This is a genomic window from Gemmatimonadota bacterium (assembly GCA_016704275.1).
Classification (GTDB): Bacteria; Gemmatimonadota; Gemmatimonadetes; order Gemmatimonadales; family GWC2-71-9; genus Palsa-1233.
The window spans coordinates 250,114-275,670 of record JADJAK010000005.1 but is presented as its reverse complement, the minus strand read 5'-3'; the positions used below and the strand labels follow the sequence as shown (position 1 = coordinate 275,670).

Here is a 25,557-nt window from a genome sequence, read left to right as displayed (position 1 = left end):
CCCCTCAGGCCACGAATGACGGCGGCGGCACCCGCCCTGCCACGAGATCCAGCAAGTGTTGCTCCACCTGGTCGGCGGCCGACTCCCAGGTCAGCTGCTCGGCGTGTCGACGCGCGGCGGCGCCGAGGGTGGCGACCAACGCCGGATCGTCGGCGAGTCGGCACATCGCCGTGGCCATCGCCGACACATCACCGTGCGGGACCAGGAGGCCGGTGATGCCATCGCGCACCGAATCGCGGAGTCCCGGCGAGTCGGAGGCCAGCGATGGAGTGCCGCAGGCAGCCGCCTCCATCACGGTGATGCCCCATCCCTCCTTGGGGGAAGGAAACACGTTCGCCACAGCCCCCCGCAAGAGCGACAGCTTGGTGGCCTCGTCGACAAAGCCGCGGAAGCGGACGGCGTCGCCGAGTCCGAGGGTTTGGGCGAGGGCCTCGAGCCGCGGACGATCGTCGCCACTCCCCGCGATATCGAGCGAGAGGTCGGGCCGATGGCGCCGGGCTTCGACCAGCGCCCGCAGCAGCAGCTCGACCCCCTTGTAGCGCTTGATCCGCCCCACATAGACGAAGCGCGGTGGCGCAGTTCGTTCCCCAGACGGTGCGGGGGTGAAGCGCACCGAATCGACGCCCGGGTAGACCACCGCAATCCGTTCGCGCGGGACCCCGCGAGCGACGAGGTCGTCCCTGGTGGAGTCCGAAATGGCGTGGAACCACGCGCGACGATAGAGCCGGGGGATCGGACGCTCCGCCAACCACACCATGGCCGCCATCGGCCAACTCACTTCCTGGAATGCCGTGGTGCCGAAGAGATGCGGGACAAGGGTGTAGATGGGGAGATCGGTCAGGGTCGCCGTGAAGAGCGGCAGCTTGTTGACATCATCGACCACGACATCGGCCGGTTCCGTGCGCAGCGCCTGCTTCACCGCCCCGCGGCCGACGAGCGCGAAGCTGTGCCGGTCGCCATGCCGGTGCACTTCGATGCCATCCACCGTCTCCACGGCTGCGGCGCCATCGAAGCCGGAGCAGACCAACCGGACCCGATGCCCCCGCGCCGCCAACCGCGAGAAGAGCTCGAAGAGATGGATCTCCGCCCCGCCCGCGTGCGGATTCCGCAGGTCCTGCCAGTTCACGAGGAGGATGTTCACGGCCGATGGCCCTACAACCGACCCAAGTCGCGAGCCACCCGGTCCAGCACCCCGTTGATGAACGAGGGCGCCTTCGGGCCAGCGAAGCGGTGGGCCAGCCAGATCGACTCGTCCAGCACCACCTTCGGCGGCACCACGCCGAGCATCAATTCATGAATCCCCAGCCGCAGGATGTTGCGCTCGACCGAGGCGATGCGGTCGAAGCGCCAATGCTCCGTCGCGCGCGCGGCGACCTTGTCGATCGCGTCGCGCTGCAGCATCACGCCCTCGACGATTGCCACCGCTTCCTCGTGCAGTGCGGGCTCGGGGCCGGTCAGTCGTGCCAGCCCGCTCGACGCGGCGTTCTGGTCGCCGTCGCCCACGGTCTCGAGGACATAGAGGAGTTGCAGGGCACGGGCACGGCGCTTCGTTTCTGGTCGCAGCATCACTCGCTATCCGGTTCGAGTTCGAGCTGCATCAACAGATCTGCCGCGCGCAGTGCTGCTTCGGCCGCTTCCTGCCCCTTGTTGCCGGCCGCGCCACCCGCGCGCGCAACCGCCTCGTCCATCGTGTCGCAGGTCAGCAGCCCGAAGCCGACGGGCACGAGGGTCTCCGTCGCCGCCCGCGACAACGCCGCGGCCGTCTCGCCGGCGACGAAGTCGAAGTGCGGCGTCTCGCCCCGGACGACCGCGCCCAGCGCAACGACCGCCGAGTACCGTCCACTGTGCGCCGCCGCCATCGCGGTGACCCCGAGTTCGAATGCCCCACTGACCCAGAGGGTGTCGACGTCCTCGTCGGCGATGCCGGCTTCGAGGCAGGTCGTGCGCGCCCCGTCAAGCAGGCGGGAAGTCACCCGCTCGTGATAGCGAGAGACGATGATCGCCACCCGCCCGATCGCGTGCAGGCGTCCAGTGTATTCGGGCATCAGCTCTCTCCCAGATAATGGCCCAGCTTGTCGCGCTTGGTCTCGAGATAGGCGCGGTTCTCGTCGGTCGTGTCCGCCACCAGCGGAACCCGCCCCACGATCTCCAGCCCGTAACCGTCGAGCGCGACCAGCTTCCGGGGATTGTTGGTCATGATCCGCAACGTCGAGAGGCCCAGGTCGCGGAGGATCTGCGCGCCAATGCCGAAGTCGCGCTGGTCCGGCTTGAAGCCGAGGCGTTCGTTGGCCTGCACCGTGTCGTCGCCCTCGTCCTGCAGGGCATAGGCGCGGATCTTGTTCAACAGCCCGATTCCCCGCCCTTCCTGATCGAGGTAGACGATCACCCCCGCCCCCTCGGCGACGATCTTCGCCATCGCGCGGTGCAGCTGCACGCCGCAGTCGCAGCGGAGCGAATGGAAGACGTCGCCGGTCAGGCACTTGGAGTGCATCCGCACCAGGACATTCTCCTTCCCCTCGACATCGCCATGCACCAGCGCGACGTGCTCGGCGTCATCCACCGCATTGCGGTAGCCGATGACCCGCCACTCCCCCGATTCCGTCGGCAACCGCGCCTCGGCAAGCCGCTCGACGAGCTGCTCAGTCCGCAGGCGGTACGCCACCAGTTCGGCGACCGAGACCAGCGTGAGCCCATGCGCGTCGCAGAGCTCGCGCAGCTGTGGCAGCCGCGACATCGTGCCGTCGTCGCTGAGGATCTCGCAGATCACGCCAGCCGGACGGAAGCCGGCGAGCCGCGCGAGGTCCACACTCGCCTCGGTGTGCCCGACACGCTGGAGCACGCCGCCGGGCCGAGCCCGGAGCGGCGGAATGTGGCCCGGACGGCGGAGATCACCCGGCTGCGTGGCCGGATCGATCGCCACGCGGATCGTGGTGGCCCGGTCGGCGGCCGAGATGCCGGTGGTCACGCCGAAGCGCCGCGCCGCGTCGATCGTCACCGTGAAGGCCGTCGACATCGACTCGGTGTTGTTCTCGACCATCTGCGTCAATGCCAGTCGGTCGCAGTCGGCCGGATCGAGCGCCAGGCAGATCCACCCGCGGCCGTACTGCAGCATGAAGTTGATATGCTCGGGGGTGATGGTCTCCGCCGCGCAGACGAAGTCGCCTTCGTTCTCGCGATCCTCGTCGTCGACCACCACGATCAGCTTGCCGGCCTTGAGGTCGGCAATGGCCTGCTCGATCGGCGCAAAGGGGCTCATCCAGCCTCCCCACTGCGCCATGCGCCACCCAGCTCACGGACGTACTTCCCCACCGTATCTCCTTCCAACTGAACGCGATCACCGGGTCGGCGGTCGCCGAGCGTGGTGTGCTCCAAGGTAAACGGAATGATCGAGAGCTGGATCGTGCCGGGTGCGGGGATCGCGTTGACCGTCAGCGAGACGCCATCCACCGTGATCGAGCCGAGTGGAATCGACACGTTCGCGACCACGGGCGGGACGGCGACGTCGATCAGCCAGGCATCCTCGCGCTGGACCACCGCGGTGATGGTGCCGACGCCATCGACGTGCCCCTGCACCAGATGGCCACCGAGGCGGTCGCCGACGCGCAGGGCGCGTTCGAGGTTCACACGACGCCCGGCGACGTAATCGCCGATTGCGGTCCGGTCGAGCGAGGTCACCACGACATGTACGGCAAAGTGGCCGGGCTCAGCTCGGGTCACGGTGAGGCAGGCGCCGTCGACAGCGATGCTCTCGCCGAGGACGACGTCATCCCACGGCGCGCGAATGACGAGGTCGCGACCGCCGTCCTGCGCGGTCACCGCCTCCACCACTCCCACCGCCGTGATCAATCCGGTGAACATCTATGGCTCCAGCACGAGGAGGGCATCGCCCTCGCTCGACAACATCGAGTAACGGTTGACGCGCCACCGCCGGGCGGTCGTGATGGCCGGCTGCCCCAGCCCCTGCCAGGCGCGGATGCCATCGCCCAGCCAGAGCGGACACTGCACCTGATAGATCCGGTCGACGAGGTCGGCCTCAAGCAGCGCGCCAGCGAGCCGGCCCCCACCCTCGACCAGCAGTGAATCGACACCCACCAGCCGCATCGCCGTGAGCGCCTCGCCGAGGGTCTCCGCGGCCAGCAACATCGCCCCGGCGTCGACCAGCCGCGTCGTCCGTTCCGGAGCCGCCTCGGCGCCGACGACCACCAACACGGGTACGCTGGCGGCATCGTGAAAGATCCGCTCGGTGCCGGTCAGCGTGCCGCTCCGGTCGAAGAGGACTCGCATCGGCGCCACGCGCGGCGTGACGTCCCCGCGGACGGTGAGGAGCGCATCGTCGCGGATGGCGGTGTGCGCGCCCACGGCGATGCCGCCGAAGCCAGCCCGCAGGTGGTGGACCCAGCCACGGGCCGCGTCGCCGGAGAGCCAGCGTGACGAACCCGCCGCATCGGCAATGCAGCCATCCATGGAGACGGCGAGCTTCACCGCCACCCACGCTCGGTCGCTGCTCGAGTGCGAATGATGGAAGCGAGCATTGAGGAAGCGCTCTTCGGCTTCCTCGATGCCCACGTCGACTCGCACACCGGCGGCCTGCAACCGCTCGAGGCCACCAGACGCCACCGGATTCGGATCGCGCGAGGCGATGACGACCCGCGCGATCCCCGCCGCGAGGATGCCCTCAACGCAGGGCGGCTGCTTGCCGTGGTGGTTGCACGGCTCCAACGAGACGTACAGCGTGGCGCCGCGTGCCCGCTCCCCTGCCTCGGCGAGCGCCACCGCCTCGGCGTGCGCCGCGCCGTACTCCGCGTGCCATCCTTCGCCGACGACGGCATCACCCTGCACCACCAGCGCGCCGACCAGCGGGTTTGGGTGCACCCGCCCCCAGCCGCGCTCGGCCAGCTCGATCGCCTGGCGCATCCAGTGGCGATCATCCGGGCTCGAGGCGGGACGCACGACGGCGTCGGCGGTCATGAGTACGGTCCGTTCAGTCGGCGAAGACGACGCGGGTCGGGCCGGCGCGGACGCTGCCGCACACCCACGTCGGCACGCCGGCGGCGGTCGCCGTCTGACGCACTGCATCGACCGACGCGGCAGGCACCGCCGCGATCATCCCGACGCCCAAATTGAAGACGTCGCGCATCTCGGCGAGATCCACCCGGCCGCCTTTCGCGATCACGCGGCAGAGCAGCGGCCACTCCCACGACCGCGGATCGACCACGGCCTCGCATCCCTCGGGGAGGACGCGGACGAGATTGCCCGCGATGCCGCCACCAGTGATGTGGGCCAGTCCGTGGATCTGCGGCAGCGCCGGCTTGATCGCTGCGACGTAGCTGCGATGCACCGCCAGCAGCGCATCGGCCACCGTCACGTCGCCACCGGGGAGCGTTGCGTCGAGCGCGAGCCCCATCACGTCGAGGAGCACGCGCCGTGCGAGGGTGTAGCCGTTGGTGTGCAGGCCGCTCGCCTCGTAGGCAATCAGCACGTCGCCCGGCACGATCGCCGCGCCGTGCATCGCCTGGTCCTCCTCGACGACGCCGATGATCGTCCCGGCGAGGTCGAAGGTCTTCTCGGCGTAGAGGCCGGGCATCGCTGCGGTCTCGCCGCCGGCGAGCGCCATCCCGTGGGCCTGGCAGCCGCGGGCGATCCCCTCGACCACGCCGGCGATCATCTCGACCGGCAGCCGGTGCCCGGCGATGTAGTCCATGAAGGCGATCGGCTGCGCGCCGTGCACGAGGATGTCGTTCACCGAATGGTTGACAAGATCCTCGCCGACGGTGTCGAAGCGGCCGGCCTGCATCGCCACCAGCACCTTGGTGCCGACGCCGTCGGTGCTCATCACCAGCACGGGCGAGCGCATCCCGACGGGGATCCGCACCATGCCCCCGAAGGCGCCGACCGCACCCACCGAGAGCGGCGTGCGCGTCGCGGCGACGAGCTCGCCGATGCGCGCCTTGGCGATCTCGGCCTGCGACAGGTCGACGCCGGCCGCGGCGTACTGCGACTGCGGCGTGGTCATCCGACCCGCTCCGCGCGCGGGATGTTGGTCAGGTCGACGAAGTGGCGCACGCGCTCCTCAAGCTGCGCGGGCGACACGCCCTCGAAGCCCTTCACGTCGAAGCCGGAGACCGAGTACGACCCCATCGCCGCGCCGTACACCATCGCGCGGCGGAGGTGATCGGTGTCGGTCGCATCCTCGCGCGCGAGGTAGCCCATGAAGCCGCCCGCGAAGGCGTCGCCCGCGCCGGTCGGATCGAAGACTTCCTCGAGCGGATAGGCCGGAATGTGGAAGGTGCGGCCCGGCTCGATCAGCAGCGCGCCGAACTCGCCCTGCTTGATGACCACGCGCTTCGGACCGCGATCGAGGATCCAGCGGCCGGCGCGGTGGATGTTCCAGTCACCGGAGAGCTCGCGCGCCTCGGAGTCGTTGACCATCAGCATGTCGACGCGCTTCAGCAGCTGCATCAGCGTGTCGCGCTTCGACTGGATCCAGTAGTTCATCGTGTCGCAGGCGACGAGCTTCGGCGCGGTGACCTGGTCGAGCACGGAGAGCTGCAGCTCGGGGTCGATGTTGCCGAGGAAGACGTACTTCGCGGCTTCGGCACCGGCGGGGAGCTTCGGCCGGAAGTCGGCAAAGACGCCGAGGCGCGTCTCGAGCGTCTCGCGGCTCTGCAGGTCGTAGGAGTACTTCCCCTTCCAGCGGAACGACTCGCCCGGCACCTGCTCGACGCCCGACCAGTCGATGCCGCGCGGTGCGAGGCGCTCCAGCTCGGCGACCGGGTAATCCTCGCCGACGATGCCGACCACGCGCACCGGATGGAGGAGCGACGCGGCCACCGCGAAGTGGACCGCACTGCCACCGAGGGCATCGGCCGTCTCCCCGAACGGGGTGAAGACGGAGTCGAGTGCCACGCTGCCAACGACGAGAAGCGTCATCCGATTACATCCGGTCGGGAGCCGAGATCCCGAGGAGAGAGAGGCCGTTCGCGAGCACCTGGCGCGCGGCACGGGCAAGGAGGAGGCGGGCCTGCATGATCGGCTCGGGTTCGCCGATCACGCGGCAGCCGTGATACCAGCCATGGGTGGTGCGGGCCAGCTCGTCGAGATAGGTCGTGACCCGGTGCGGCTGCGCATCGCGCGCCGCGCGGCTGACCGCCTCGGGGAAGGCCGTGAGCTTCTTGAGGAGTTCGCGGTCGCCGTCTTCGAGCACCGCGACATCCAGCGACCCCTGCACCGCCTCGGGGGCGAAGCCGGCGTTCCGGAGGATGCCGCTCATCCGGGCGTGCGCCATCTGGACGTAGAAGACCGGGTTCTCGTCGGTGCGCGCCTTGGCGAGCTCGATGTCGAAGACCAGGTGCGAGTCGCCGCGGCGCATCAGGAACCAGTAGCGCGCGGCGTCGACACCGACTTCCTCGTAGAGGTCGCGCAGGGTGACGAACTCCCCCGAGCGCTTCGACATCTTCACCTCTTCCTCGCCGCGCACGACCTTCACCAACTGCACCACTTCCACACTCAGCCAGCCGGCGGGCACGCCGAGCGCCGTGAGGGCGCCCTGCATCCGCGGGATGTAGCCGTGGTGGTCGGCGCCCCAGACGTCGATCGCCGCGTCGAAGCCGCGCGCGACCTTGTCGAGGTGGTAGGCGATGTCGGGAACGAAGTAGGTGTACGACCCATCCTGCTTCCGGAGGACGCGATCCTTCTCGTCGCCGAACGACGAGGTGCGGAACCAGAGTGCCCCGTCCTGCTCGTATGACAGCCCCGCTTCGGCAATGCGCTTCAGCCCGGCCTCGACCGCACCGGCATCGTAGAGCGCCTGCTCCGAGGCGGTCACGTCGAAGCGGACGCCGAAGGTCGCCAGGGTGTCGTCCTGCTCGGCGCGCTGCATCTGGAGCGCGGCGGCACGGCAGCGGGCGACCCCTTCCTCGGTCGGGAGGTCCGCAAAGGCGCGCCCCTCCTTCTCGAGCAGCGTGGCGGCATTCTCCGAGAGGTACTCGCCGTGGTAGCCACCCTCGGGGATGGTCGCCTCGCGACCGACCGCCTGCTGCACCCGCGCCCAGAGCGATTCGGCGAGTCGGCCGATCTGCACGCCGGCGTCGTTGATGTAGAACTCGCGGGTCACCTCGTGACCGGTCCACTCGAGCAGCGCGGCGATGCCGTCGCCCAGCGCCGCGCCGCGACCATGCCCCACGTGCAGCGGGCCGGTCGGGTTCGCGGAGACGAATTCCACATTCACGCGGCGGCCGGCGCCGGTGTTCGAGCGGCCGTAGCCGGCGACTTCCGAGAGGATGCGGGCGTGATCGGCCGAGAGGGTGTCGGCGGCGAGGCGGAAGTTGATGAAGCCGGGGCCGGCGATCTCGACGGCCTGCACGGCGGACGTCGGCAGGGCGAGCGCCGCGACGACGCGGTCGGCCATCGCCCGCGGATTGCTCCGCTCGCGCTTGGCGAGTTGCATCGCGAGGTTGGTCGAGAGGTCGCCGTGCGACGGATCGCGCGGCCGTTCCAGCGAGTACTCGAGGTCGGGCGCGCCGAACTCCGCCGCGACGCGCGCAAGCGCTTCCCGCAGCAGGTCGCTCACGACGCGCTCGGCGTGGTCTTGGCCGCCGGCTTCGGCGCCTCGACCTTCGGGGCGGCCGCTTCCTTGGCCGGTGCGCTCTCGGACTTCTCGCTCTTCTCGGCCTTCGGCGCGGCACCCTCGGCCGGCGGATCCTTCCGCGCGCCCTTCCCGTCCTTGCCGTAATCGGTGATGTAGAAACCACTGCCCTTGAAGATCAGGCCCGAGCCACCAGAAATCTGCCGGCTCGCCTTGGCCCCGCATTCAGGACACTTGGTGAGCGGCTTGTCGGACATCTTCTGGATGCGTTCGAAGGCATGGCCCTCGTCGCAGCGGTATTCGTAGGTCGGCATGGTACTCCAGCTGTGGGCTAAACCAATGCAACCTCGAAAGATAGACGGCGGGCGGGCCGGTCTCAAGTTGAGTGGCCTGGTCATCGTGCCGTCGATACCCTCTTGGTTACCGCCCAGAGGCTCGAATCCGTCCTGACCCGGGCGGCCCGACTAGTGTGCGGCTGCGGGTGACCCCCTCCGCAGGTTCCGTCCAGCGCATCGGCCATGAATGGCAATGACCACCGGGCAGTCGGTGGTCATCGTGTGGGAAAACAAATCAGGACGTCTGTGGACAAACGGTATAACTCACTATTCCTGATCTCGTTGCTGAACAGATATCAAGTCATCTCACAGTCGCGGCACGGCCAGCAGCTCCAGATGAGCAAGCACTCCGTTGTCCACACGGTGCCCTCCATCGAAGCCATGCAGCCGCGCCGGACACCCCGCAGCAACCAGCTTATCCACATCCGCGGCGACCGCTTCAGGTGCCACCCACTTGTCGCGGTTTCCCACAATCATCTCGATCGGGGCCCCCTGCACCGCTCGGCTGAGCGCCAGCGGATCGACCTCGGGGGCGACTGTCCCGCCCCAGCAGACCAGCCGAGCCACGGGCCGAACGCCTCGGGCCACCCACCGACTCGCCGCCGCCACGCCCTGCGAGAAGCCGTGGACCTCGAGCCGAGGAATCTGGCCGATGACCTCCTCGACCACCCGGTCCAGGTACCCCTGCTGATCCTCCAACTCGTGGTCGCGGTCCTCCCGTGTCATCCACGACGCGCCCACTGTCCGGATACCATTCCGCTCCTGGTAGAAGCGAGAGAGCCCCTCAGGCGCCACCAGGACGCGTCCGGGCCGCTCGGCGGCCTCGAACCAGTGCAGGATGCCCTGCGCCATCATCCCGTAGCCGTGGAGGATCAGCCACGCCTCGGTGGCGGTGGCCGGGTCGCCCACCACGCCAATACGCGCGTGCCTGGGGACAACGAGCGAGCGGTATTCGGGGGGCACTAGAGCTCCAGCGCGCGGCGAACGGCGTCGGCCGAACCGAGGCCGGTCCGGAGGCGGACCAGCTCGAGGCGGGCGAGCTCGAGGGCGTCGCTGATCTGCACCTGCCGCTGGCGGGTCGCCTCGAGGTGGGTGGCGAGTTCCTGACGGAGCTCCTCACGGCGCGCCGCCACGGCGCCCTCCGCCTTGCCAGCACCCTCACCGGCCTCGGCGATCGCCGCCACCAGGTCATTCTCCCGCTGCCGCAGCGCCGGGAGTTCCTCGGCGAGCTTCGCCATTCGCGGCGCAGCGTCACCGAGCCCCTGCCGGAGCGCCTTGGGCAGCGCCGCGAGAGCGGTGGCATGTCCGGCACCGGTCACGCGGGCCGAGCCTGCCGCCCCGGTCGAGCCGAGGGTGACGTCGCCGCCACCGGGCATCCGATAGCCGGCGATCCGGAAGACGAGGCGACCAAGCGGGCCGCGCCAGAAGAGCCCCTGCAGCTTCAGGAACGGATTCGGCTTCAGCGGATCGGAGGCGAGCATGGTGACGCCGAGGCCGAAGGCGATCGCGGCCGACAGAGCGATCACGAGGCCAGGCATGGTGACCTGCCACATCAATGGCCGGTCGACCGGACGGAATCGCATATACGTGCGGACCAGCCAGGTCGCCACCGGAGCCCACGCCAGCGAGAAGATCGCGATCTGGATGCGGCGCTTTCGGCGCTGCATTTCGTCGGGCATCGAGCGGATGGCGTCGCGGGTGAGCGTCTCCTCGGCGATCAGCGCCCCGGAGGCGGCGTAGACGTCGCGATAGCGGAAGCCCTGGCGGAGCAGCATCCGGACGCGGCCCCCCGCCTGCACGACGAGGCCCCAGACTGCCGCGAGGGTGACCACGCCGACGAGGAAGATGTCGCCGTCGTTGCGGGCGTTGCTGGCGCGGTCCACGACGAGAACCGTCACCATGGTCAGCGCACCGATGGCAAAGACCGAGGCGCCGAAGCGCTGCAGGAAGACGCGGACCTGCGGCGCGACTTCCGGTGCGGTGCGGCGCATCCCGTCGAGGGCCGCGGCAAGCGACTCGCCGTCGGGCCAGCGATCCTCCGGAGCCTTGGCGAGGCAGCGATCGATCGCCTCGACCAGCTCGGCCGGCGCATCGGGGCGGAAGGCACCCACGGAGGGCGGCGCCTGCGTCAGGTGCATCGCGAGCAACGAGGTCGGTGTCGATCCCTCGAACGGCAGCCGCCCAGTCAGGGCAAAGAAGCCGACGATGCCGAGGGAGTAGAGGTCGCTGCGGCCATCGAGGACGTCACCGGCTGCCTGCTCCGGGCTCATGAAGTGCGGCGTGCCGACGACTTCGCCGACGCGCGTGAGCCCATCGGCTGGGGCCGCGGTGGTGCTACGCGCGATGCCGAAGTCGGTGACCAGCGCGCGCTGCGTGGCACGCTCGATCAGGATGTTGTCGGGCTTGACGTCGCGATGGACCACCCCGCGTCCGTGCGCATACGACAGGGCCCACGCCACTTCCTGCAGCAGCCGCACCGCCTCCTGCACCGGAACAGGGCCGGCGCGCCGGACACGCGCACCGAGCGACTCGCCGTCGACGAAGCCCATGACGAAGGCGAGCATCCCGCCGCGTTCTTCGACGGCGTGCACCGGGACGATGTGCGGGTGCGAGAACGACGCCGCCATCCGCGTCTCGCGGAGGAAGCGCTCGCGGAGGTCGTGATGCGCCGCGAGCTCGGGCGGCAGCACCTTGATCGCCACCGACCGATGCAGGTGCGCGTCGCGCGCGAGCCAGACGGCGCCCATCCCGCCGCGCCCCAGCTCCCGATCGAGAACGTAGTCGTCGCCGAGCGCCTGCTGCAGCTCGGTGGCCAGGTCGGCCATCAGCCGTGCCCGGGCCGGTAGACACCCCAGACGCCGCGGAGCGCGTCGCTGATCTCACCGATCGACGCGCGGGCCCGCACCGCCGCGATGATCGGGGGCATCAGCGAGTCAGTCGTGCCGGCCACATGCGCCACCTCGGCGAGCGCGGACTGCACGGCCGCCGCATCACGCGCCGCCTTGACGGCAGCGAGCTTGGCGCCTTGCTCCGCCGCGAGTGCACCGAAGTCGGGCGTCGGGATGACCGGCGGGGCCGAGTCATCGGTGAAGCGGTTCACGCCGACCACCGTCTGCTCGCCGGATTCTTGCGCCTGCTGCTGTGCCCAGGCGCTCTCGGCGATCGCCTCCTGGAAGTAGCCCTGCTCGACCGCCACCGCCGCGCCACCGAGTTCGTCCACCTGCTCGATCAAGGCGCGCGCCTCGGCCTCGATCCGGTCGGTAAGCCCCTCGACATACCAGCTGCCGGCGAGCGGATCGACGCTGCCGGTCATCCCGCTCTCGAAGGCGAGGATCTGCTGGGTGCGCAGCGCAAGGGTCGCCGACTCCCGCGTCGGCAAGGCCAGCGCCTCGTCGTAGCCATTGGTGTGCAGCGACTGCGTCCCGCCGAGCACGGCGGCCAGCCCCTGCACCGTCACGCGGACGATGTTGTTCAGCGGCTGCTGCGCCTGCAGCGTGACGCCGCCGGTCTGGGTGTGGAAGCGGAGCCGGGCCGATTGATCGTCGGCGCCGAAGCGCTCGCGCATGAGCCGCGCAAAGAGGCGCCGTGCCGCACGGAACTTGGCGATCTCTTCGAAGAGATCGTTGTGCGCCGCAAAGAAGAACGACAGCCGCGGTCCGAACGCCGAGAGTGGCACGCCGGCCGCGATGCCGCGACGGACGTACTCCAGGGCGTTGCTCAGCGTGAAGGCGACTTCCTGTACCGCCGTCGCGCCGGCCTCGCGCATGTGGTAGCCGGAGATCGAGATCGGGTTGAAGTTCATCCGCTCGTCGGCGACGTAGCGAAAGATGTCGGTGATCAAGCGGAGCGACGGTTCGGCCGGGTAGATGTACGTCCCGCGCGCGATGTACTCCTTGAGGATGTCGTTCTGGATCGTGCCGCCGAGCTGCGCGCGCGTGACGCCCTGCTCCTCGCCGACGACGATGTACATCGCCAGGAGGATCGCCGCCGTGGCGTTGATCGTCATCGACGTCGTGACACGATCGAGCGGGATCTCGGCGAAGAGGAGCTTCAGGTCCTCGACGGTGTCGATCGCCACGCCGACGCGGCCCACCTCGCCCATCGCCATCGGATGGTCGGAGTCGTAGCCCATCTGCGTCGGGAGGTCGAACGCCGTCGAGAGTCCGGTCTGACCGGCATCGAGCAACGCGCGGAAGCGGAGGTTCGTGGCCGAGGCGGTGCCGAAGCCGGCGTACTGCCGCATGGTCCAGGGCCGCTTGGTGTACATCTCACCGTAGACGCCGCGCGTGAACGGGAATTTCCCTGGCTCACCCACGTCCTGCACCGGATCACCAGTCCAATCGGCCGGTCGCGCCACCAGCGGCGCCTCCACGCGGAGCCGATCGGTCACGCGATGCCCTCGGCCTCGGCGACGACCATGTTGACATACTCGACGTCCGCGGCGCCCCCAATCACGAGCGGGATGCGTTCATGCAGCGCCGTCGGCACGATGTCGAGGATCCGCCGCCGACCATCGCTCGCAGCGCCACCGGCCGCCTCGGCGAGGAACGCCATCGGCGCGCACTCGTACAGCAGCCGCAGCTTGCCGTTGGGATTCTTGGTGTCGCCCGGATAGAGGAAGATGCCGCCGGCGATCAGGTTGCGATGGAAGTCGGCGACGAGGGCGCCGATGTAGCGGGAGTTCTTCCCTTTGAGCCGGGCCGGATCGTCGCCCTTGAAGCCACGCACCGCGCGCTGCACACCCTTCGACCACCGGGGAAAGTTCGACTCGTTGACGCTGTAGTACTTGCCCGTCCGCGGGGTGGTGATGTCGGCATGCGAGAGCAGGAACTCGCCGATCGTCGGGTCGTAGGTGAAGCCGTGCACGCCATGCCCCGCCGAGTAGACCATCATCACGCTTGAGCCATACATGACGTAGCCGGCAGCCACGATCTTGTTGCCCGGCTGCAGCACGTCGCAGAGTTGCCCCGGCCCGGAGGTGGTCACCCGGCGATAGATCGAGAAGATCGTTCCCACGGCGGCGTTGACGTCGATGTTGGCGGAGCCGTCGAGCGGATCGAAGAGCACCGCATACTTGCCGGCGGGAACGCCATCCGGAATGGCGATCAACTCCTCGTCTTCCTCCGAGGCCATCGCGCAGACGCGCCCGGTATGGTTGAGCGCATTCTTCATCGTCTCGTTGGCATAGACGTCGAGCTTCTGCTGCTCCTCGTCCTGCACATTGATCGAGCCGGCGGCACCGAGGATGTTCACCAGTCCGGCACGGCGGATTTGCGCGCCGATCAGCTTGGCCGCCAGGGCAACGTCGTAGAGGAGATTGGTGAGTTCCCCGGTGGCATCGGGGTGCTCACGCTCCTGATCGAGGATGAAGCGCTCGAGGGTGGTGACCTGGGTATTTGGGAGCACGGCGTCTCCTGGGGCCGGCGCGACGGCCGGCGGTGTACGTCGCGGGAGCCGAAGCACCCCGCACGGTGAATTCATGGCCGTCGGTCTCGACGGTGATGTGGCCTTCCCGGTCGGTCCGCCAGATCCGTGCCCCGGCGTGCTGCAGCCGGCTCATCGCCTCGGGGGTGGGGTGGCCATAGCGGTTCTGGCCCACGCTCACCACGGCGACCTGCGGACGAGCCTCGGCAAGAAAGTCGGCCGACGAGGCGGTCCGGGAGCCGTGATGCCCCACTTTCAGGACGTCCACCGCGTCGACGGTCCCGGCGAAGGCGCGCTCGGCGACGATGCCGGCGTCCCCCATCAGCAGCGCCCGAAAGTCGCGCCAACGGACCTCGAGGACGGCGGAATCCTCATTGAGGTCCTCGCCGGCGCTGGCCCAGACTCGCGGCGGATGCACCAGCCGGAAGGTGACCCCGTCCAGCTGGAACTGCTCCCCCGCGACCACCGGATGCCAGCGAACACCGCGGCGAGCGATCGTTTCGAGCCAGCCGAAATAGGCCGCTTCCTCGAATGACTCTCCCGGATCCAGTGCGACCCCGACCGGCACCGCGTCGGTGACTGCGGCCGCCCCGCCGACGTGATCCCGATGGGCGTGGGAGAGAAGGATTGCCTCGAGTCGCGTGATGCGGAGACGGCGGAGCAGCGGCACCAGCACCTTCGTCCCGGCATTCCAGCGAGCGTCGGCGGGGCCCGCGTCGACCAGGATCCAGTGCCCCGCCGGGGTGCGAATCAGCGCGGCATCGCCCTGCCCCACATCCACGAAAACTAACGCGAGATGGCCGTCTCCGATGGCCCGTGGACCGCCGATCCCCGAGAGGAGCGTTATCCACATCGCGGCAACCCCTCCCCACGCGAGACGGCGCCCGGCCTCCCGTGCCGTCGCCCGCCCCGCCACCGCCCACGCCGCCAAGCCCATCGCCACGAGCCACGGCAGCGCGGCCCTGACGCCCGCAGCGCCCGCCACGCCCGCGCCGGGGGCATTCGAGCCCACCGCGGCAACCCATTGCAGTGCCGCGAGCAGCACCCCACCCGAGGCGGCGAACGCGGCGGCCATCGCGGGCAGGAACGGCTGCAGGACCAGCGACGCAAGCAGCGCCGGAACCAGGAGGGCCGCCAGCGGCACCGCCACGAGATTCAAGAGAATGCTGATCGGCGCGACCTGGCCGAAGACCATGGCGGTGAGCGGCGCGGTGGTGAGCATCGCCCCGATCGATCCGACCAGCGAGCGCACCAGGGGATGCTCCGAGATGGCGCGATCGCTCCACCGGGTCGCGACCGTCACGCCGAGCAGCGCCGTTACCGAGAGCCACGCCCCGACCGAGATGAGGGCGGCAGGGTCGAGCACCAGGACGAGGAAGGCACTGAGCGCCAAGAGGGCACTTGGCGCCACCTGCCGCTGACGCCATCGGCACCACGCCAGCATGACGCCAAGGAGCGCGGCGCGCGCGGCCGGTGCCGGCCAACCCAGGAACGCGGCATAGCCCACGGCCACGGCGGCGGCCACGAACTCGGCCGGGTGTCGCCGAACGCCGAGGAGGTGGAGCGCCAACAGCACCCAGCCCGCGAGCAATCCGACGTGGAATCCGGAGATGGCGAGGATGTGCACCAGCCCGGCGGCGGTGAACGCCTGCTGGACTTCCTGATCGATCTCGCCGCGCCAGCCCACGAGCAGTGCCTCCACCATCGGCGCCCTCGAGCCATACAGCGCCTCGGTCGTCGCGGCAATCCAGTTGCGCGCGGCTGCCAGCACGCCGGGTTGGCCCCAGCGACGCTCGATGCGCCGAACCACCAACAGGCCACCGCCGAAGCCGAGCGGCTGCTGACGCGGCAACCACCGCGCGGTGACCGCGACGAACTCTCCCGCGCGAGGCGCGCTGTTCCGCGGCCATCGAGCCATCACCTCGCCACGGCAGCGTCCAGGGAGCTCCACGCGGCCGCTCCCCTTCCCCGGATCGATCAGTCGGAGGACCAACCGCGATTCACCCAAGGGCAGTTGCGCCACGCAGCGAGCCGGTCGGGCCGCCAGCTCGCCCTGTGCCGCGAGGACACCCCCCAGTACCGCGAGCGCAACGACCGCCCCCTGCCCGCGGCGGAGGATGTACGCCGCCACCGCGAGGACCATGACAACGAGACGAGGGTCGGAAAAACGAGCGAGGCCGGTCACCAGACCGGCCCCGAAGGCGAACAGCAGGAGGAGGGCACCGCGCGGCGGGCTCATCCCGGGCTGGCGGTCACCGGTCGTTCGCGCGGGACGCGGGCCACCTGACGCAGCGCCTCGATGACCTGCACCTCGATCGTCGTCCGATGCTGCGCCGTGTCGAGCGCGACCTCAGTCACCGCCTTGCCAGCGGAGGTCACGACGTACTTCGGCTGCAGCCGGTTGAGCGCAAAGACGACCACGTCCTCCCGGTGATTCGGGGTATCGAGGAAGCCGGGGACCAGCCCCTTGAGGCGATCGTAGGCTTCGTGCACGTGGTGTTCCATCACGTTCAGGATCATAGCACCGCCAGAGCAGGTTGGGCGAGCGCCGCCGTGAAGGTGGAGCCCGTCGTGCCGGTGAGTCGTACCTGGTGGTACGTCCCGATCGAGGAGACCGGCAGATCCACCAGGACCATCGCGTTGTGGCGCGTGCGGCCGAGCATCAGGTCGCCGCGCTTTGCAGGCCGCTCCACCAGGACCTCGTGCCGCTCGCCGACGCGCCCGGCGTTGCGACGGCGCGTCTGTGCGCGCGCGGTGGCGATCAATCGGTCGAGCCGTTCCGAGGCCACCGCATCGGGGACGTGGTCCTTGATCTTCTCCGCCGGCGTCCCTTCGCGCACCGAATACTTGAAGGTGTAGGCGTCGTCGAAGCCGGCCTCTTCCACGATCGACAGCGTCTCCGCAAAATCTTCCTCGCGCTCACCCGGGAAGCCGACGATGATGTCGGTCGAGAAGGTGATCGTCGGGATCGCGGCACGCAGCTCGCCGACGACTTCCAGATAGCGCTCCCGCGTGTAGCGGCGCAGCATCCGCTTCAGCGTCGCGTTCGAGCCACTCTGCACCGGCAGGTGCACATGCTCGCAGACGGCCGGGGTCGTCGCCATCGCCTCGATCACGCGCGGCGTGAAGTCGGTCGGGTACGGCGACGTGAAGCGCAGCCGGCGAATGCCGTCCACCGCTCCGATAGCCCGGAGCAGATCGGCGAAGTCCCGAGTGCCGTCGTGGTACGAGTTGACGGTCTGCCCGAGCAACGTCACCTCGGACACGCCCTCGCCCGCCAACCGCTGTACTTCGGACACCACGTCGGCCAGCTGGCGGCTCCGCTCGGGGCCGCGCGTCGTCGGCACGATGCAGAAGGTGCAGCGGTAGTCGCAGCCTCGCTGCACGGTCACATAGGCCGTCGGGCCGGGCTCACGGACCTGCGGGATATCCTCGTAATGCTCCCACCCACGGTACTCCACATCGGCCCGCCGCTGACCGGCCGCCGCGTGGCTCAGCAACTCCGGGAGGTTCCGGTACGCGTCCGGGCCGACCACGAGGTCCACCGCGGGCACCTGTTCCAGAAGGATCGGTCCGAGGCGCTGCGCCATGCAGCCCACCACCCCGAGGATCACCCCGGGGTGCTTGTGCCGCTGGAGCTCCCCGACCCGGCCAATGACCCGCTGCTCGGCGTTGTCGCGCACGGCACAGGTGTTGACCAGCATGACGTCGGCGCCCTCGGGCTGGGTCGCCTGGACATAGCCCTCACGCGCGAGGACACCGAACATCAGCTCAGTGTCCGCCACGTTCATCTGGCAGCCGTAGGTCTCGATCCACACCTGCTTCATGGGCGCGGCGTCCGGCTCAGGTGCCCGGCCGGACGGAAATGCCAAGGGTGAACTGCCACCCGGTCTCGGTGTAGTTCGCGCCCTGCTTCCGACGGACCCGCTCCAGCGCGAGGTCGATGCCGCCCAGGTCCCGCGCGAAGCGGACCCCGCTGCCGATCGAGACGCCGAACTCACTCGGCGTCCCGTTCGCGCTGGTGAGGAAGGGGAGGTCGGCATAGCGCACGCCAAGCCGGAGCGGCTTGTTCGTCGGACGGCGCAGGTTCGAGTAGAGCTCCACGCCGCCGGAAAATTCGCGGGTGTCCCGGGCGCCGATCGCGCCGGCCGCCACGAGGCCGCTGTCGGCGCGGGACCAGTCGCGCACCATCGCCTGACCGGCCACCACGAGGCGTCGCGACAGTTGCAGGCGCACGCCCCCCGTGAGCTGCATCGGCATCGAGACTTCGCCACTCGGCGTGGAGTCCCGGTGGATGGTCATCCGACCGTCCCGACGAATCGAACCGGCCACGGCGATCCGTGACGTCGGCTGCAGGAGGAAGCCGGCCGACAGCCCGATCGCCTGATAGGAGAGCTCGGCCTTCTCTTCGAGTGCCGCGTAGTCGGGATCATCCCAGACCCGACGCGCCGACATCCGGTTCGAGCCGGTCAGGAAATGCAGCCCACCACCGACACTGAGCTTCGGTGACAGGGCATACCCTACGGCAATCCGGAGATCCGCGATGCCGCCCCGCGACGTCAGCGTGTCGGTCACGCCGACCGGGATTCCGCGCGGCGACGCCTGACCGACCGACACCAAGGTGAAGTCGCGGTCGGTGAACATCGAATAGGAGACGCCCACGACGAACCGTGTCTTCGGAATCGGTCCGCCGATGAGCACCTGCGGGAAGCGCGTGTCGCGCCCGCTCGCCGTGCCCGCCGGATTGACCGAGGTCCGCGCACTGTTCGACATCGTGAAGACGGCGGTCGTCAACGAGAGGGTCGAGAGCGAGGCCGGGTTGAGGCTTGACTCACCATCAAAGAGCCCGAGCGCCCCACCGCCGCCGAGGACGCGCGCGGACGACGACCGTCCGGGCAGACCGAGCCCGCGAACGCCGAACTCCGACGACTGGGCCGCCAGCGGCGTGGCGACGAGGGCCACGGAAGCGACGAGCAGCAGCGAATGACCACGCATCGTCAGAAGCCCTCGAAGGCGAAGCTGCGCCGATAGGTGATGCGAAGCGTCGGTGCGCCACTGACCGACCGCGACGAACGGAACGCCGGCGCGAGAAAGGTCGCGCCCTCCTCACCGATCTCGAGGCGCAACACCGACGGCAACGCGTCGGTTCCCTGCCAGAGCCGCACCAACGACGCGACCTCGAGGGTCACCTCCGTCTGGCCCGTCAGCAGGAATTGCCCAATGAAGAGATCCGCGGCGACCGGGGACTTCGGCCCAAGCAACGCGAGCACCGGGCGCGCCAGGATCGTGGCCGTGTCGGCCGGGATGCCGAACATCGGTTGATCCGCCGTGAGCTGCAGCGTCGCCCGGATGATGGTGACCGAGTCGCGCAATGCCGGAGGCAGCGCAAAGCGGATGAAGCTCCGTGCCACCGGGTAGCCGCCGACGGCCAGCAACCCCGGGGTCGGGGCCGAGATACCGCTCCGCACGGTGAAGTTGGTCGACGGCAAGCGGGTGAAGATCTGACTCCGGAGCGTGGTGTCGGCGACATCGACCCGAGTGTACCAGGTCACCACCGGGCCCTGATTGCCGGACGCCGACGTACCGACGCGAATGCCGGTGGCGTTGGTCGAGCGCACGCGCACACCAACCTGCAGCCGGCCGCTGTCGGCGGGTGTGAAGTCCACCTTGGCGAGCGTCGCGCCGGAAAGGACAACGCGCATCGCCCCCGTCCGGAGCGCGGAGTTCAACTCGAACTCAGCCAGGAGCTTGTCGGGGGTCATCGCGGCATCGATCGCACCGATCGACGTCGAGGAATCGATGGAGAGCGGGAGGCGATACAACTCGACCGCTCCGCTCACGACCGTGCTGTCACTCGCCTGCAGGTAGAGCGAGACGGCGGCGGAATCGACCGTGAAGGCGCGAGCGGTGTCCTTGACGAACACCGAGTCCCCGCGCGACTGGAAGGCGATGAGGCCGCGCGAGACGCCGTAGGCGCCGCCGTTCGCCACCAGCAACGAGAGCAACGACGATTCGCCCACATAGCCGGAGTAGGAGGTATCCAGCCCGACCGTGGCCGTCAGAATGGTGTCGCGGAAATCCGCGATGCCACCGGGACAGAGATTGGGGCAGTTCACTGGCGTGGTGAGCTTCTCGGTGCAGGCCGTGGCCAGCAGGGCCACCGCCGCCAGGGAGAGGAGGCGTGAGGTCACTCGAGCACGTCCCCGGTGAAGGCGGCAGGCAACAGGTCGCGAATGGTCCACTCCTTGGTCTCGGCTCCAGCACAACTGATGACGGATAGGGCCGGCCCGAACTCGGCCAGCACCTGACGACAGGCCCCGCAGGGGGCGATCGGGTGCGGGGCGTCGCTCACCAGCAGCAACCGCACGAACTTCCGTGCTCCCGACGAGACCGCCGCCGCCATCGCGCTGCGTTCGGCGCAGATGGTCAGCCCGTACGATGCGTTTTCGACATTCGCCCCGACGAAGATTGCCCCGTCGGCGGTTTCGAGCGCTGCCCCGACATGGAAGCCGGAGTATGGCGCGTACGCCCGCTCCCGCCCTCCCTCGGCCGCTGCCCGCAGCTCCGTCAGCTCCACACACGCTCCAGGAAGGACGTGCCGGCCTCGAGGGGGCGCACCCCCAGAAACTCCGCGATGGTCTGCCCCACATCGGCGAAGGTCCCCAGCTCACCCAGCGCCACCGGACGCACCCGCGGACCCAGCGCCAGCACCGGCACGCACTCCCGCGCATGGTCGGTCGACGGGGTGGTGGGGTCGTTCCCGTGGTCGGCGGTGAAGATAATCAGATCCTCCTCCCGAACCTGCTTCAGGAGCCGGGGAATCCACCGATCCAGCTCGATCAGGCCCTTTTGAAACCCTGCCACGTCGTTCCGATGACCCCAGCTCTGGTCGAACTCGATCACGTTGGCGAAGAGCAGCCCCCGGCGCATGGCCAGGAGGCCCCCTTCGATCAGGGCATAGGCGTCCGCGTTTGTGGGGGTGTGGATCGAGGTGATCCCCCGCCCTGCGAAGAGATCGTCCACCTTCCCCACCCCGACCACCGGCAGGTGCGCCTCAGCCAGGCGGTCGAGGAGGGTGGGCCCGGTTGGCTGCCGCGAGAAGTCCTTCCGATTCGCGGTCCGCTGCCATGCCCCCGGGGTCCCCCGGAACGGCCGGGCGATGACCCGGGAGACGCCATGGGGGTCGACCAAGAGCTCCCGGGCGATCTGGCAGGCGGCATAGAGTTCGGTGAGCGGCACCACCTCTTCGTGGGCCGCGACCTGGAAGACCGAGTCCGCCGAGGTGTACACGATCCAATGGCCCGAGGCGACGTGCTCCGCGCCGAGCTCATCGAGGATGACCGTCCCGGAGGCTGGGCGGTTGCCGAGGACGCCACGGCCCGTCTGCGCGGAAAACTCGGCGAGCAACTCCGCCGGAAAGCCGTGCGGATAGGTTGGGAACGGCACGGGCAGCTGCACGCCACACAGTTCCCAGTGGCCGGTGGTGCTGTCCTTCCCGGCACTGTTCGGTTGCGCCACGCCGCGCGCGGCCGTCGGCGTGGCCACCTTCGCGATGCCGCTGTCGCCGCAGTCGCCGAAGCCGAGCGCCTCGAGATTCGGCAACCGGAGATTGCCGGCCGCGCGCATCACGTTGCCGAGCGTGGCACTCCCGAGATCGCCATACGCCTCGGTGTCGTGCGCGGTCCCGACGCCGAGGCCATCGAGTACGATCAGGGCGGCACGGCGACTCACGTCTTGGCCGTCGCGAAGCGAAAGCGCAGCGCGGTCAGCGCCTGTTCCATCAGCTTCGCTTCGTCGGCGTCGAGATTGCCGCGCGTCCGCTCCTCAAGGGCACCGAGCGTGTCGATCAACGCCTTGGCGAACTGGCGCGCATCGTTGGCACCAGCGTCGGCGGCGCCGGGAGGAAGCTGACCGTCCATCGCCGCGTTGGCCTGACCGGCGAGGCCGAGGATGAGAGAGGCGAAGTGCTGGTTCATGACGACCTGTGGTAGCGGCGCGGGAGGCGTGCCCCGAGCCCGGTGAGTAGTTCGTACGCGATCGTTCCACCCAGGGCGGCTTGCTCGTCGAGCGAGACCAGACCGCCAAAGAGGGTCGCCACATCCCCCAGCGACACTGGCAAGTCGCCGGCATCGACCATCAGGTGATCCATCGTGACTCGCCCGACGATCCGAAGCCGTTGTCCCAACAACTCCACCGCGCCGCCGTTCGAGAGGCGGCGATGCATCCCGTCCGCGTACCCGATGGCGATCGTCGCGACCGTCGTCGGATTGGCGGCGCGCCAGGTCGCCTCGTAGGAGACGGTGCCGCCAGCGGGCAATCGCCGAACACCGACAACGCGGGCGCGGACCGCCGCAACCGGCACGGCATCGAGCCCGGAGAGGCGCCCGCCATAGAGATGGATGCCTGGCCGGGTCAGATCGGCGGCGTAGGACGGACCGGCACCCCCGGCGGCCGAGTTGGCGGCATGCACCAGCGGCGGGCGGCGGCCGAGGGTGGTGATCGCCTGCTGCAAGCGGCGCCACTGGTCGGCGGTCGCCAGGTCATCCCGCTCGGCCGAGTGGAAGTGGGTATAGACTCCCTCCCATCCAGCAGCTGAGGCAAGCAGATTACGCGCTTCCATGAGCTGCGTGACATCGTCCCACCGCAGGCCGGACCGCGACATTCCGGTATCGACCTCGAGATGAAAGGGACGATCGCCGAGCGCGAGCCAGGCGCGGAGCCCCTCGAGGTTGCCGATCGTCGGACGCGCGGCCACCGAGGCAGTCGCCTCGGCCAGGTCAGGTAGCATCGGCGAGCAGATCAGGATCGGCCGGAGAACCCCGTTGACATGGAGTTCGCGCGCCTCGTCGATGGTCGCCACGCCGTAGCCCCAGGGCTCCACCTCGGCGAGGGCACGGGCCACGGCCACGGCGCCGAGGCCGTAGCCATCGGCCTTGACCATCGGCAGCATCGGGACGCCGGTGCGCGCCGCAAACGAGCGGGCGTTCCGGACCACGGCATCGAGATCGACGTCCACCCAGGCCCGGGCGGTATCGGGGGTCACGGGATTATGCACCATCGGAGACTAGGACTCCCGGAGAACGGATGCAAGACGAATCGGCCCTCGGCAGGGCGGTGGCGATGGTGGCGGACCTGCGCGAGCGGTGTCCCTGGGACCGGGTCCAGACCCGGCAGACGCTGCGCCCCTACCTGATCGAGGAAGCGCACGAACTCGCGGCCGCCCTCAGCAGCGACCAGCCCGCCGCCATCCGCGAGGAAGTCGCCGACCTGATGCTCCATCTCGCCTGGCAACTCGTGCTCGGCGCGGAGACCGGGGAATTTAGCCCGGACGACATCGCCGACGATCTGGTCGCCAAGATGCAGCGTCGCCACCCCCACCTCTTCGACCTCGGGGAGCGGGAGCGCTGGGAAACGCTCAAGGCCCGGGAGCGGCCGACCAGCCGCGGCACCCTCGGCGGCCTCCCGACCACGCTCCCCGAACTGCTGATGGCCTACCGGCTGCAGGAGCGCGCCGCCGGGGTCGGCTTCGATTGGCCCGACACCCGCGGCCCGCTGCAGAAGGTCGCCGAGGAGCTTGCCGAAGTGGAGGCCGAGTTGGTGATCGGTGCCGACGACCCGACGTCGCTGACCGACGAGATCGGCGATCTCCTCTTCGCGGTCGTCAATCTGGCCCGCAAGGCCGGCGTCCAACCGGGGATCGCCCTCGACCGCGCCAACGCCAAGTTCCGCCGCCGCTTCGAAGCGATCGAGACGATCGCCGCCGAGCGGCAGGTGGTGCTCGGCGACGCGACGCTGGAGGAACTGGATGTGATTTGGGATGAGGTGAAGCGAAACGAGGGATGATCGATGATCGATCATCGATGATCGATCATCCCTTTTGTTCTTACGGGTAGAGTCTGTGAATCTGCCTCGGAAACGCGATCGCCTCGCGAATGTGCGGAATCCCGCAGATCCAGGCGACCGTGCGCTCGAGGCCGAGGCCGAAGCCGCTGTGCACGAAGCCGCCGTACTTCCGGAGGTCGAGGTACCAGCCGTAGGAGGCCGGGTCGAGTCCCTGATCCTTGATCCGCTGCAGCAGCTTGTCGTAGTCCCCTTCCCGCTCTGACCCGCCGATGATCTCGCCGTAGCCTTCCGGGGCGAGGCAGTCGTTGTTGAGGACCGTGCGCGGGTCGTCCGGATTCTCCTTCATGTAGAACGCCTTCACTTCCTTCGGATAGTTCATCACGAAGAGCGGCTTGTCGTACGCCTTGGCGAGCGCGGTCTCGTCGTCGGCGCCGAGGTCGGTGCCCCACTGGATGTCGGAGCCCTGGGCCTGCAGCGTGGCGATGGCCTCGCTGTAGGTGATCCGCGGGAACGGCCCGGTCACCTTTTCCAGGGGTGCGAGGTCGCGCTCCAATTCCTTGAGCTCTTCCTTGCGGCGTTCGAGCGCGCGTTCGACCAGGTACGAGACGAAGTCTTCCTGCAGCTGCATGTTGGCGTTCGAGTCGTTGAAGGCGACTTCCGGCTCGATCATCCAGAATTCGGTCAGGTGCCGGCGCGTCTTGCTCTTCTCGGCGCGGAAGGTCGGGCCGAAGGTGTAGATCTTCCCGTGCGCCGCGGCGGCCGCCTCACCATAGAGCTGGCCGGTCTGCGCCAGGTAGGCCTGGCCGAGATCGAAGTACTCGGTCGCGAAGAGCTCGCCCGCCTGCTCACCGATCGAGCCGGTGAGGATCGGGGTGTCGACGCGAATGAAGCCGCGCGCGTAGTAGAAGTCGTGGATCGCCTGCTCGATCTCGTGGCGCACGCGCGCAATCGCGACCTGCTTCTTGCTGCGGAGCCAGAGATGCCGATGCTCGAAGAGGAAGGCGGTGCCATGCTCCTTTGGCGAGATCGGATACTCGACGCTCGGCGCGGTGACCACCACGTCGCTCGCCGTGAGCTCGTAACCGCCGGGCGCGCGCGCGTCCTCGCGCACGGTGCCGGTGACGGTGATGCAGGCCTCCTGCGTCAGCGTCGCGAAGCGCTCCCATGCCCCGTCGACCACCTCGTTCTTCGGGAAGACCGTCTGGAGATTGCCGGTACCATCGCGCATCACGCAGAAGGCGATCTTGCCCGACGAACGGGTGGTGACGACCCAGCCCGGCACCGAGACGACGGCGCCGACGTGCTGGGACAACTCGGAGATGCGGACGAAAGACATGCGGAGGACCGGGGAACGGGAGAGACGTCAGTGAC

24 protein-coding genes are annotated in these 25,557 nt (G+C 69.1%); 1 reads left to right on the top strand and 23 read right to left on the bottom strand.

What is annotated here, in order from left to right; translation table 11 throughout:
• Positions 1 to 4: 4 nt before the first annotated feature.
• From IPG05_11970 to alr, 22 genes are all read right to left on the bottom strand, one after another.
• Positions 5 to 1,141, bottom strand: a complete 1,137-nt coding sequence (locus tag IPG05_11970; protein MBK6495795.1) for a glycosyltransferase family 4 protein — start codon at positions 1,139 to 1,141, stop codon at positions 5 to 7.
• An 11-nt stretch (positions 1,142 to 1,152) separates the two neighbouring features.
• Positions 1,153 to 1,566 (bottom strand): transcription antitermination factor NusB, encoded by a 414-nt coding sequence (gene nusB, locus IPG05_11965; protein MBK6495794.1) that lies wholly within the window; start codon positions 1,564 to 1,566, stop codon positions 1,153 to 1,155.
• On the bottom strand, positions 1,566 to 2,048 hold the full coding sequence (locus tag IPG05_11960) for a 6,7-dimethyl-8-ribityllumazine synthase (protein ID MBK6495793.1): 483 nt from the start codon (positions 2,046 to 2,048) through the stop codon (positions 1,566 to 1,568). The genes nusB and IPG05_11960 overlap by 1 nt, the downstream gene beginning before the upstream one ends.
• Complete coding sequence (locus IPG05_11955) at positions 2,045 to 3,256, bottom strand: bifunctional 3,4-dihydroxy-2-butanone-4-phosphate synthase/GTP cyclohydrolase II (protein MBK6495792.1); 1,212 nt, start codon at positions 3,254 to 3,256, stop codon at positions 2,045 to 2,047. Before IPG05_11955 ends, IPG05_11960 begins: the two co-directional genes overlap by 4 nt.
• Entirely contained in the window at positions 3,253 to 3,858 is a 606-nt protein-coding gene (locus tag IPG05_11950; GenBank protein ID MBK6495791.1) for a riboflavin synthase, read from the bottom strand. Before IPG05_11950 ends, IPG05_11955 begins: the two co-directional genes overlap by 4 nt.
• Entirely contained in the window at positions 3,859 to 4,968 is a 1,110-nt protein-coding gene (ribD, locus tag IPG05_11945) for a bifunctional diaminohydroxyphosphoribosylaminopyrimidine deaminase/5-amino-6-(5-phosphoribosylamino)uracil reductase RibD (GenBank protein MBK6495790.1), read from the bottom strand.
• A gap of 13 nt (positions 4,969 to 4,981) precedes the next feature.
• The gene (locus IPG05_11940; protein MBK6495789.1) at positions 4,982 to 6,013 is read right to left on the bottom strand and encodes a phosphoribosylformylglycinamidine cyclo-ligase; all 1,032 of its coding nucleotides are present in this window, start codon (positions 6,011 to 6,013) and stop codon (positions 4,982 to 4,984) included.
• Entirely contained in the window at positions 6,010 to 6,930 is a 921-nt protein-coding gene (locus IPG05_11935; GenBank protein MBK6495788.1) for a sugar kinase, read from the bottom strand. The genes IPG05_11940 and IPG05_11935 overlap by 4 nt, the downstream gene beginning before the upstream one ends.
• A gap of 4 nt (positions 6,931 to 6,934) precedes the next feature.
• On the bottom strand, positions 6,935 to 8,569 hold the full coding sequence (locus IPG05_11930) for an arginine--tRNA ligase (GenBank protein ID MBK6495787.1): 1,635 nt from the start codon (positions 8,567 to 8,569) through the stop codon (positions 6,935 to 6,937).
• A complete protein-coding gene (locus IPG05_11925) occupies positions 8,566 to 8,898 on the bottom strand; it encodes a zinc ribbon domain-containing protein (protein MBK6495786.1) in 333 nt (110 codons plus the stop codon). Before IPG05_11925 ends, IPG05_11930 begins: the two co-directional genes overlap by 4 nt.
• Positions 8,899 to 9,225: 327 nt before the next feature.
• Positions 9,226 to 9,882: an esterase gene (locus tag IPG05_11920; protein MBK6495785.1), complete on the bottom strand. Its 657-nt coding sequence runs from the start codon at positions 9,880 to 9,882 to the stop codon at positions 9,226 to 9,228.
• Positions 9,882 to 11,744, bottom strand: coding sequence for a serine/threonine protein kinase (locus tag IPG05_11915; GenBank protein MBK6495784.1), 1,863 nt, complete (start codon positions 11,742 to 11,744; stop codon positions 9,882 to 9,884). The genes IPG05_11920 and IPG05_11915 overlap by 1 nt, the downstream gene beginning before the upstream one ends.
• Positions 11,744 to 13,309, bottom strand: coding sequence for a methylmalonyl-CoA mutase (locus tag IPG05_11910; protein ID MBK6495783.1), 1,566 nt, complete (start codon positions 13,307 to 13,309; stop codon positions 11,744 to 11,746). The genes IPG05_11915 and IPG05_11910 overlap by 1 nt, the downstream gene beginning before the upstream one ends.
• On the bottom strand, positions 13,306 to 14,400 hold the full coding sequence (gene fbp, locus IPG05_11905) for a class 1 fructose-bisphosphatase (protein MBK6495782.1): 1,095 nt from the start codon (positions 14,398 to 14,400) through the stop codon (positions 13,306 to 13,308). Before fbp ends, IPG05_11910 begins: the two co-directional genes overlap by 4 nt.
• A gap of 2,178 nt (positions 14,401 to 16,578) precedes the next feature.
• Positions 16,579 to 16,863 (bottom strand): late competence development ComFB family protein, encoded by a 285-nt coding sequence (locus IPG05_11900; protein MBK6495781.1) that lies wholly within the window; start codon positions 16,861 to 16,863, stop codon positions 16,579 to 16,581.
• Entirely contained in the window at positions 16,860 to 18,170 is a 1,311-nt protein-coding gene (miaB, locus tag IPG05_11895; protein MBK6495780.1) for a tRNA (N6-isopentenyl adenosine(37)-C2)-methylthiotransferase MiaB, read from the bottom strand. Before miaB ends, IPG05_11900 begins: the two co-directional genes overlap by 4 nt.
• 16 nt (positions 18,171 to 18,186) lie before the next feature.
• Positions 18,187 to 19,338 (bottom strand): hypothetical protein, encoded by a 1,152-nt coding sequence (locus IPG05_11890; protein MBK6495779.1) that lies wholly within the window; start codon positions 19,336 to 19,338, stop codon positions 18,187 to 18,189.
• A 2-nt stretch (positions 19,339 to 19,340) separates the two neighbouring features.
• A complete protein-coding gene (locus tag IPG05_11885; protein MBK6495778.1) occupies positions 19,341 to 20,534 on the bottom strand; it encodes a hypothetical protein in 1,194 nt (397 codons plus the stop codon).
• Positions 20,531 to 20,914: a cytidine deaminase gene (locus tag IPG05_11880; GenBank protein MBK6495777.1), complete on the bottom strand. Its 384-nt coding sequence runs from the start codon at positions 20,912 to 20,914 to the stop codon at positions 20,531 to 20,533. The genes IPG05_11885 and IPG05_11880 overlap by 4 nt, the downstream gene beginning before the upstream one ends.
• Complete coding sequence (locus tag IPG05_11875; GenBank protein MBK6495776.1) at positions 20,911 to 22,074, bottom strand: phosphopentomutase; 1,164 nt, start codon at positions 22,072 to 22,074, stop codon at positions 20,911 to 20,913. Before IPG05_11875 ends, IPG05_11880 begins: the two co-directional genes overlap by 4 nt.
• The gene (locus tag IPG05_11870) at positions 22,071 to 22,319 is read right to left on the bottom strand and encodes a DUF1844 domain-containing protein (protein MBK6495775.1); all 249 of its coding nucleotides are present in this window, start codon (positions 22,317 to 22,319) and stop codon (positions 22,071 to 22,073) included. Before IPG05_11870 ends, IPG05_11875 begins: the two co-directional genes overlap by 4 nt.
• Positions 22,316 to 23,401, bottom strand: coding sequence for an alanine racemase (gene alr / locus IPG05_11865; protein ID MBK6495774.1), 1,086 nt, complete (start codon positions 23,399 to 23,401; stop codon positions 22,316 to 22,318). The genes IPG05_11870 and alr overlap by 4 nt, the downstream gene beginning before the upstream one ends.
• 26 nt (positions 23,402 to 23,427) lie before the next feature.
• Here alr and mazG point away from each other — a divergent pair, with 26 nt between their 5' ends.
• Entirely contained in the window at positions 23,428 to 24,186 is a 759-nt protein-coding gene (gene mazG, locus IPG05_11860; protein MBK6495773.1) for a nucleoside triphosphate pyrophosphohydrolase, read from the top strand.
• A 40-nt stretch (positions 24,187 to 24,226) separates the two neighbouring features.
• Here the strand turns inward: mazG and asnS are convergent, their stop codons facing one another.
• A complete protein-coding gene (gene asnS / locus IPG05_11855; protein MBK6495772.1) occupies positions 24,227 to 25,522 on the bottom strand; it encodes an asparagine--tRNA ligase in 1,296 nt (431 codons plus the stop codon).
• Positions 25,523 to 25,557 lie beyond the last annotated feature (35 nt).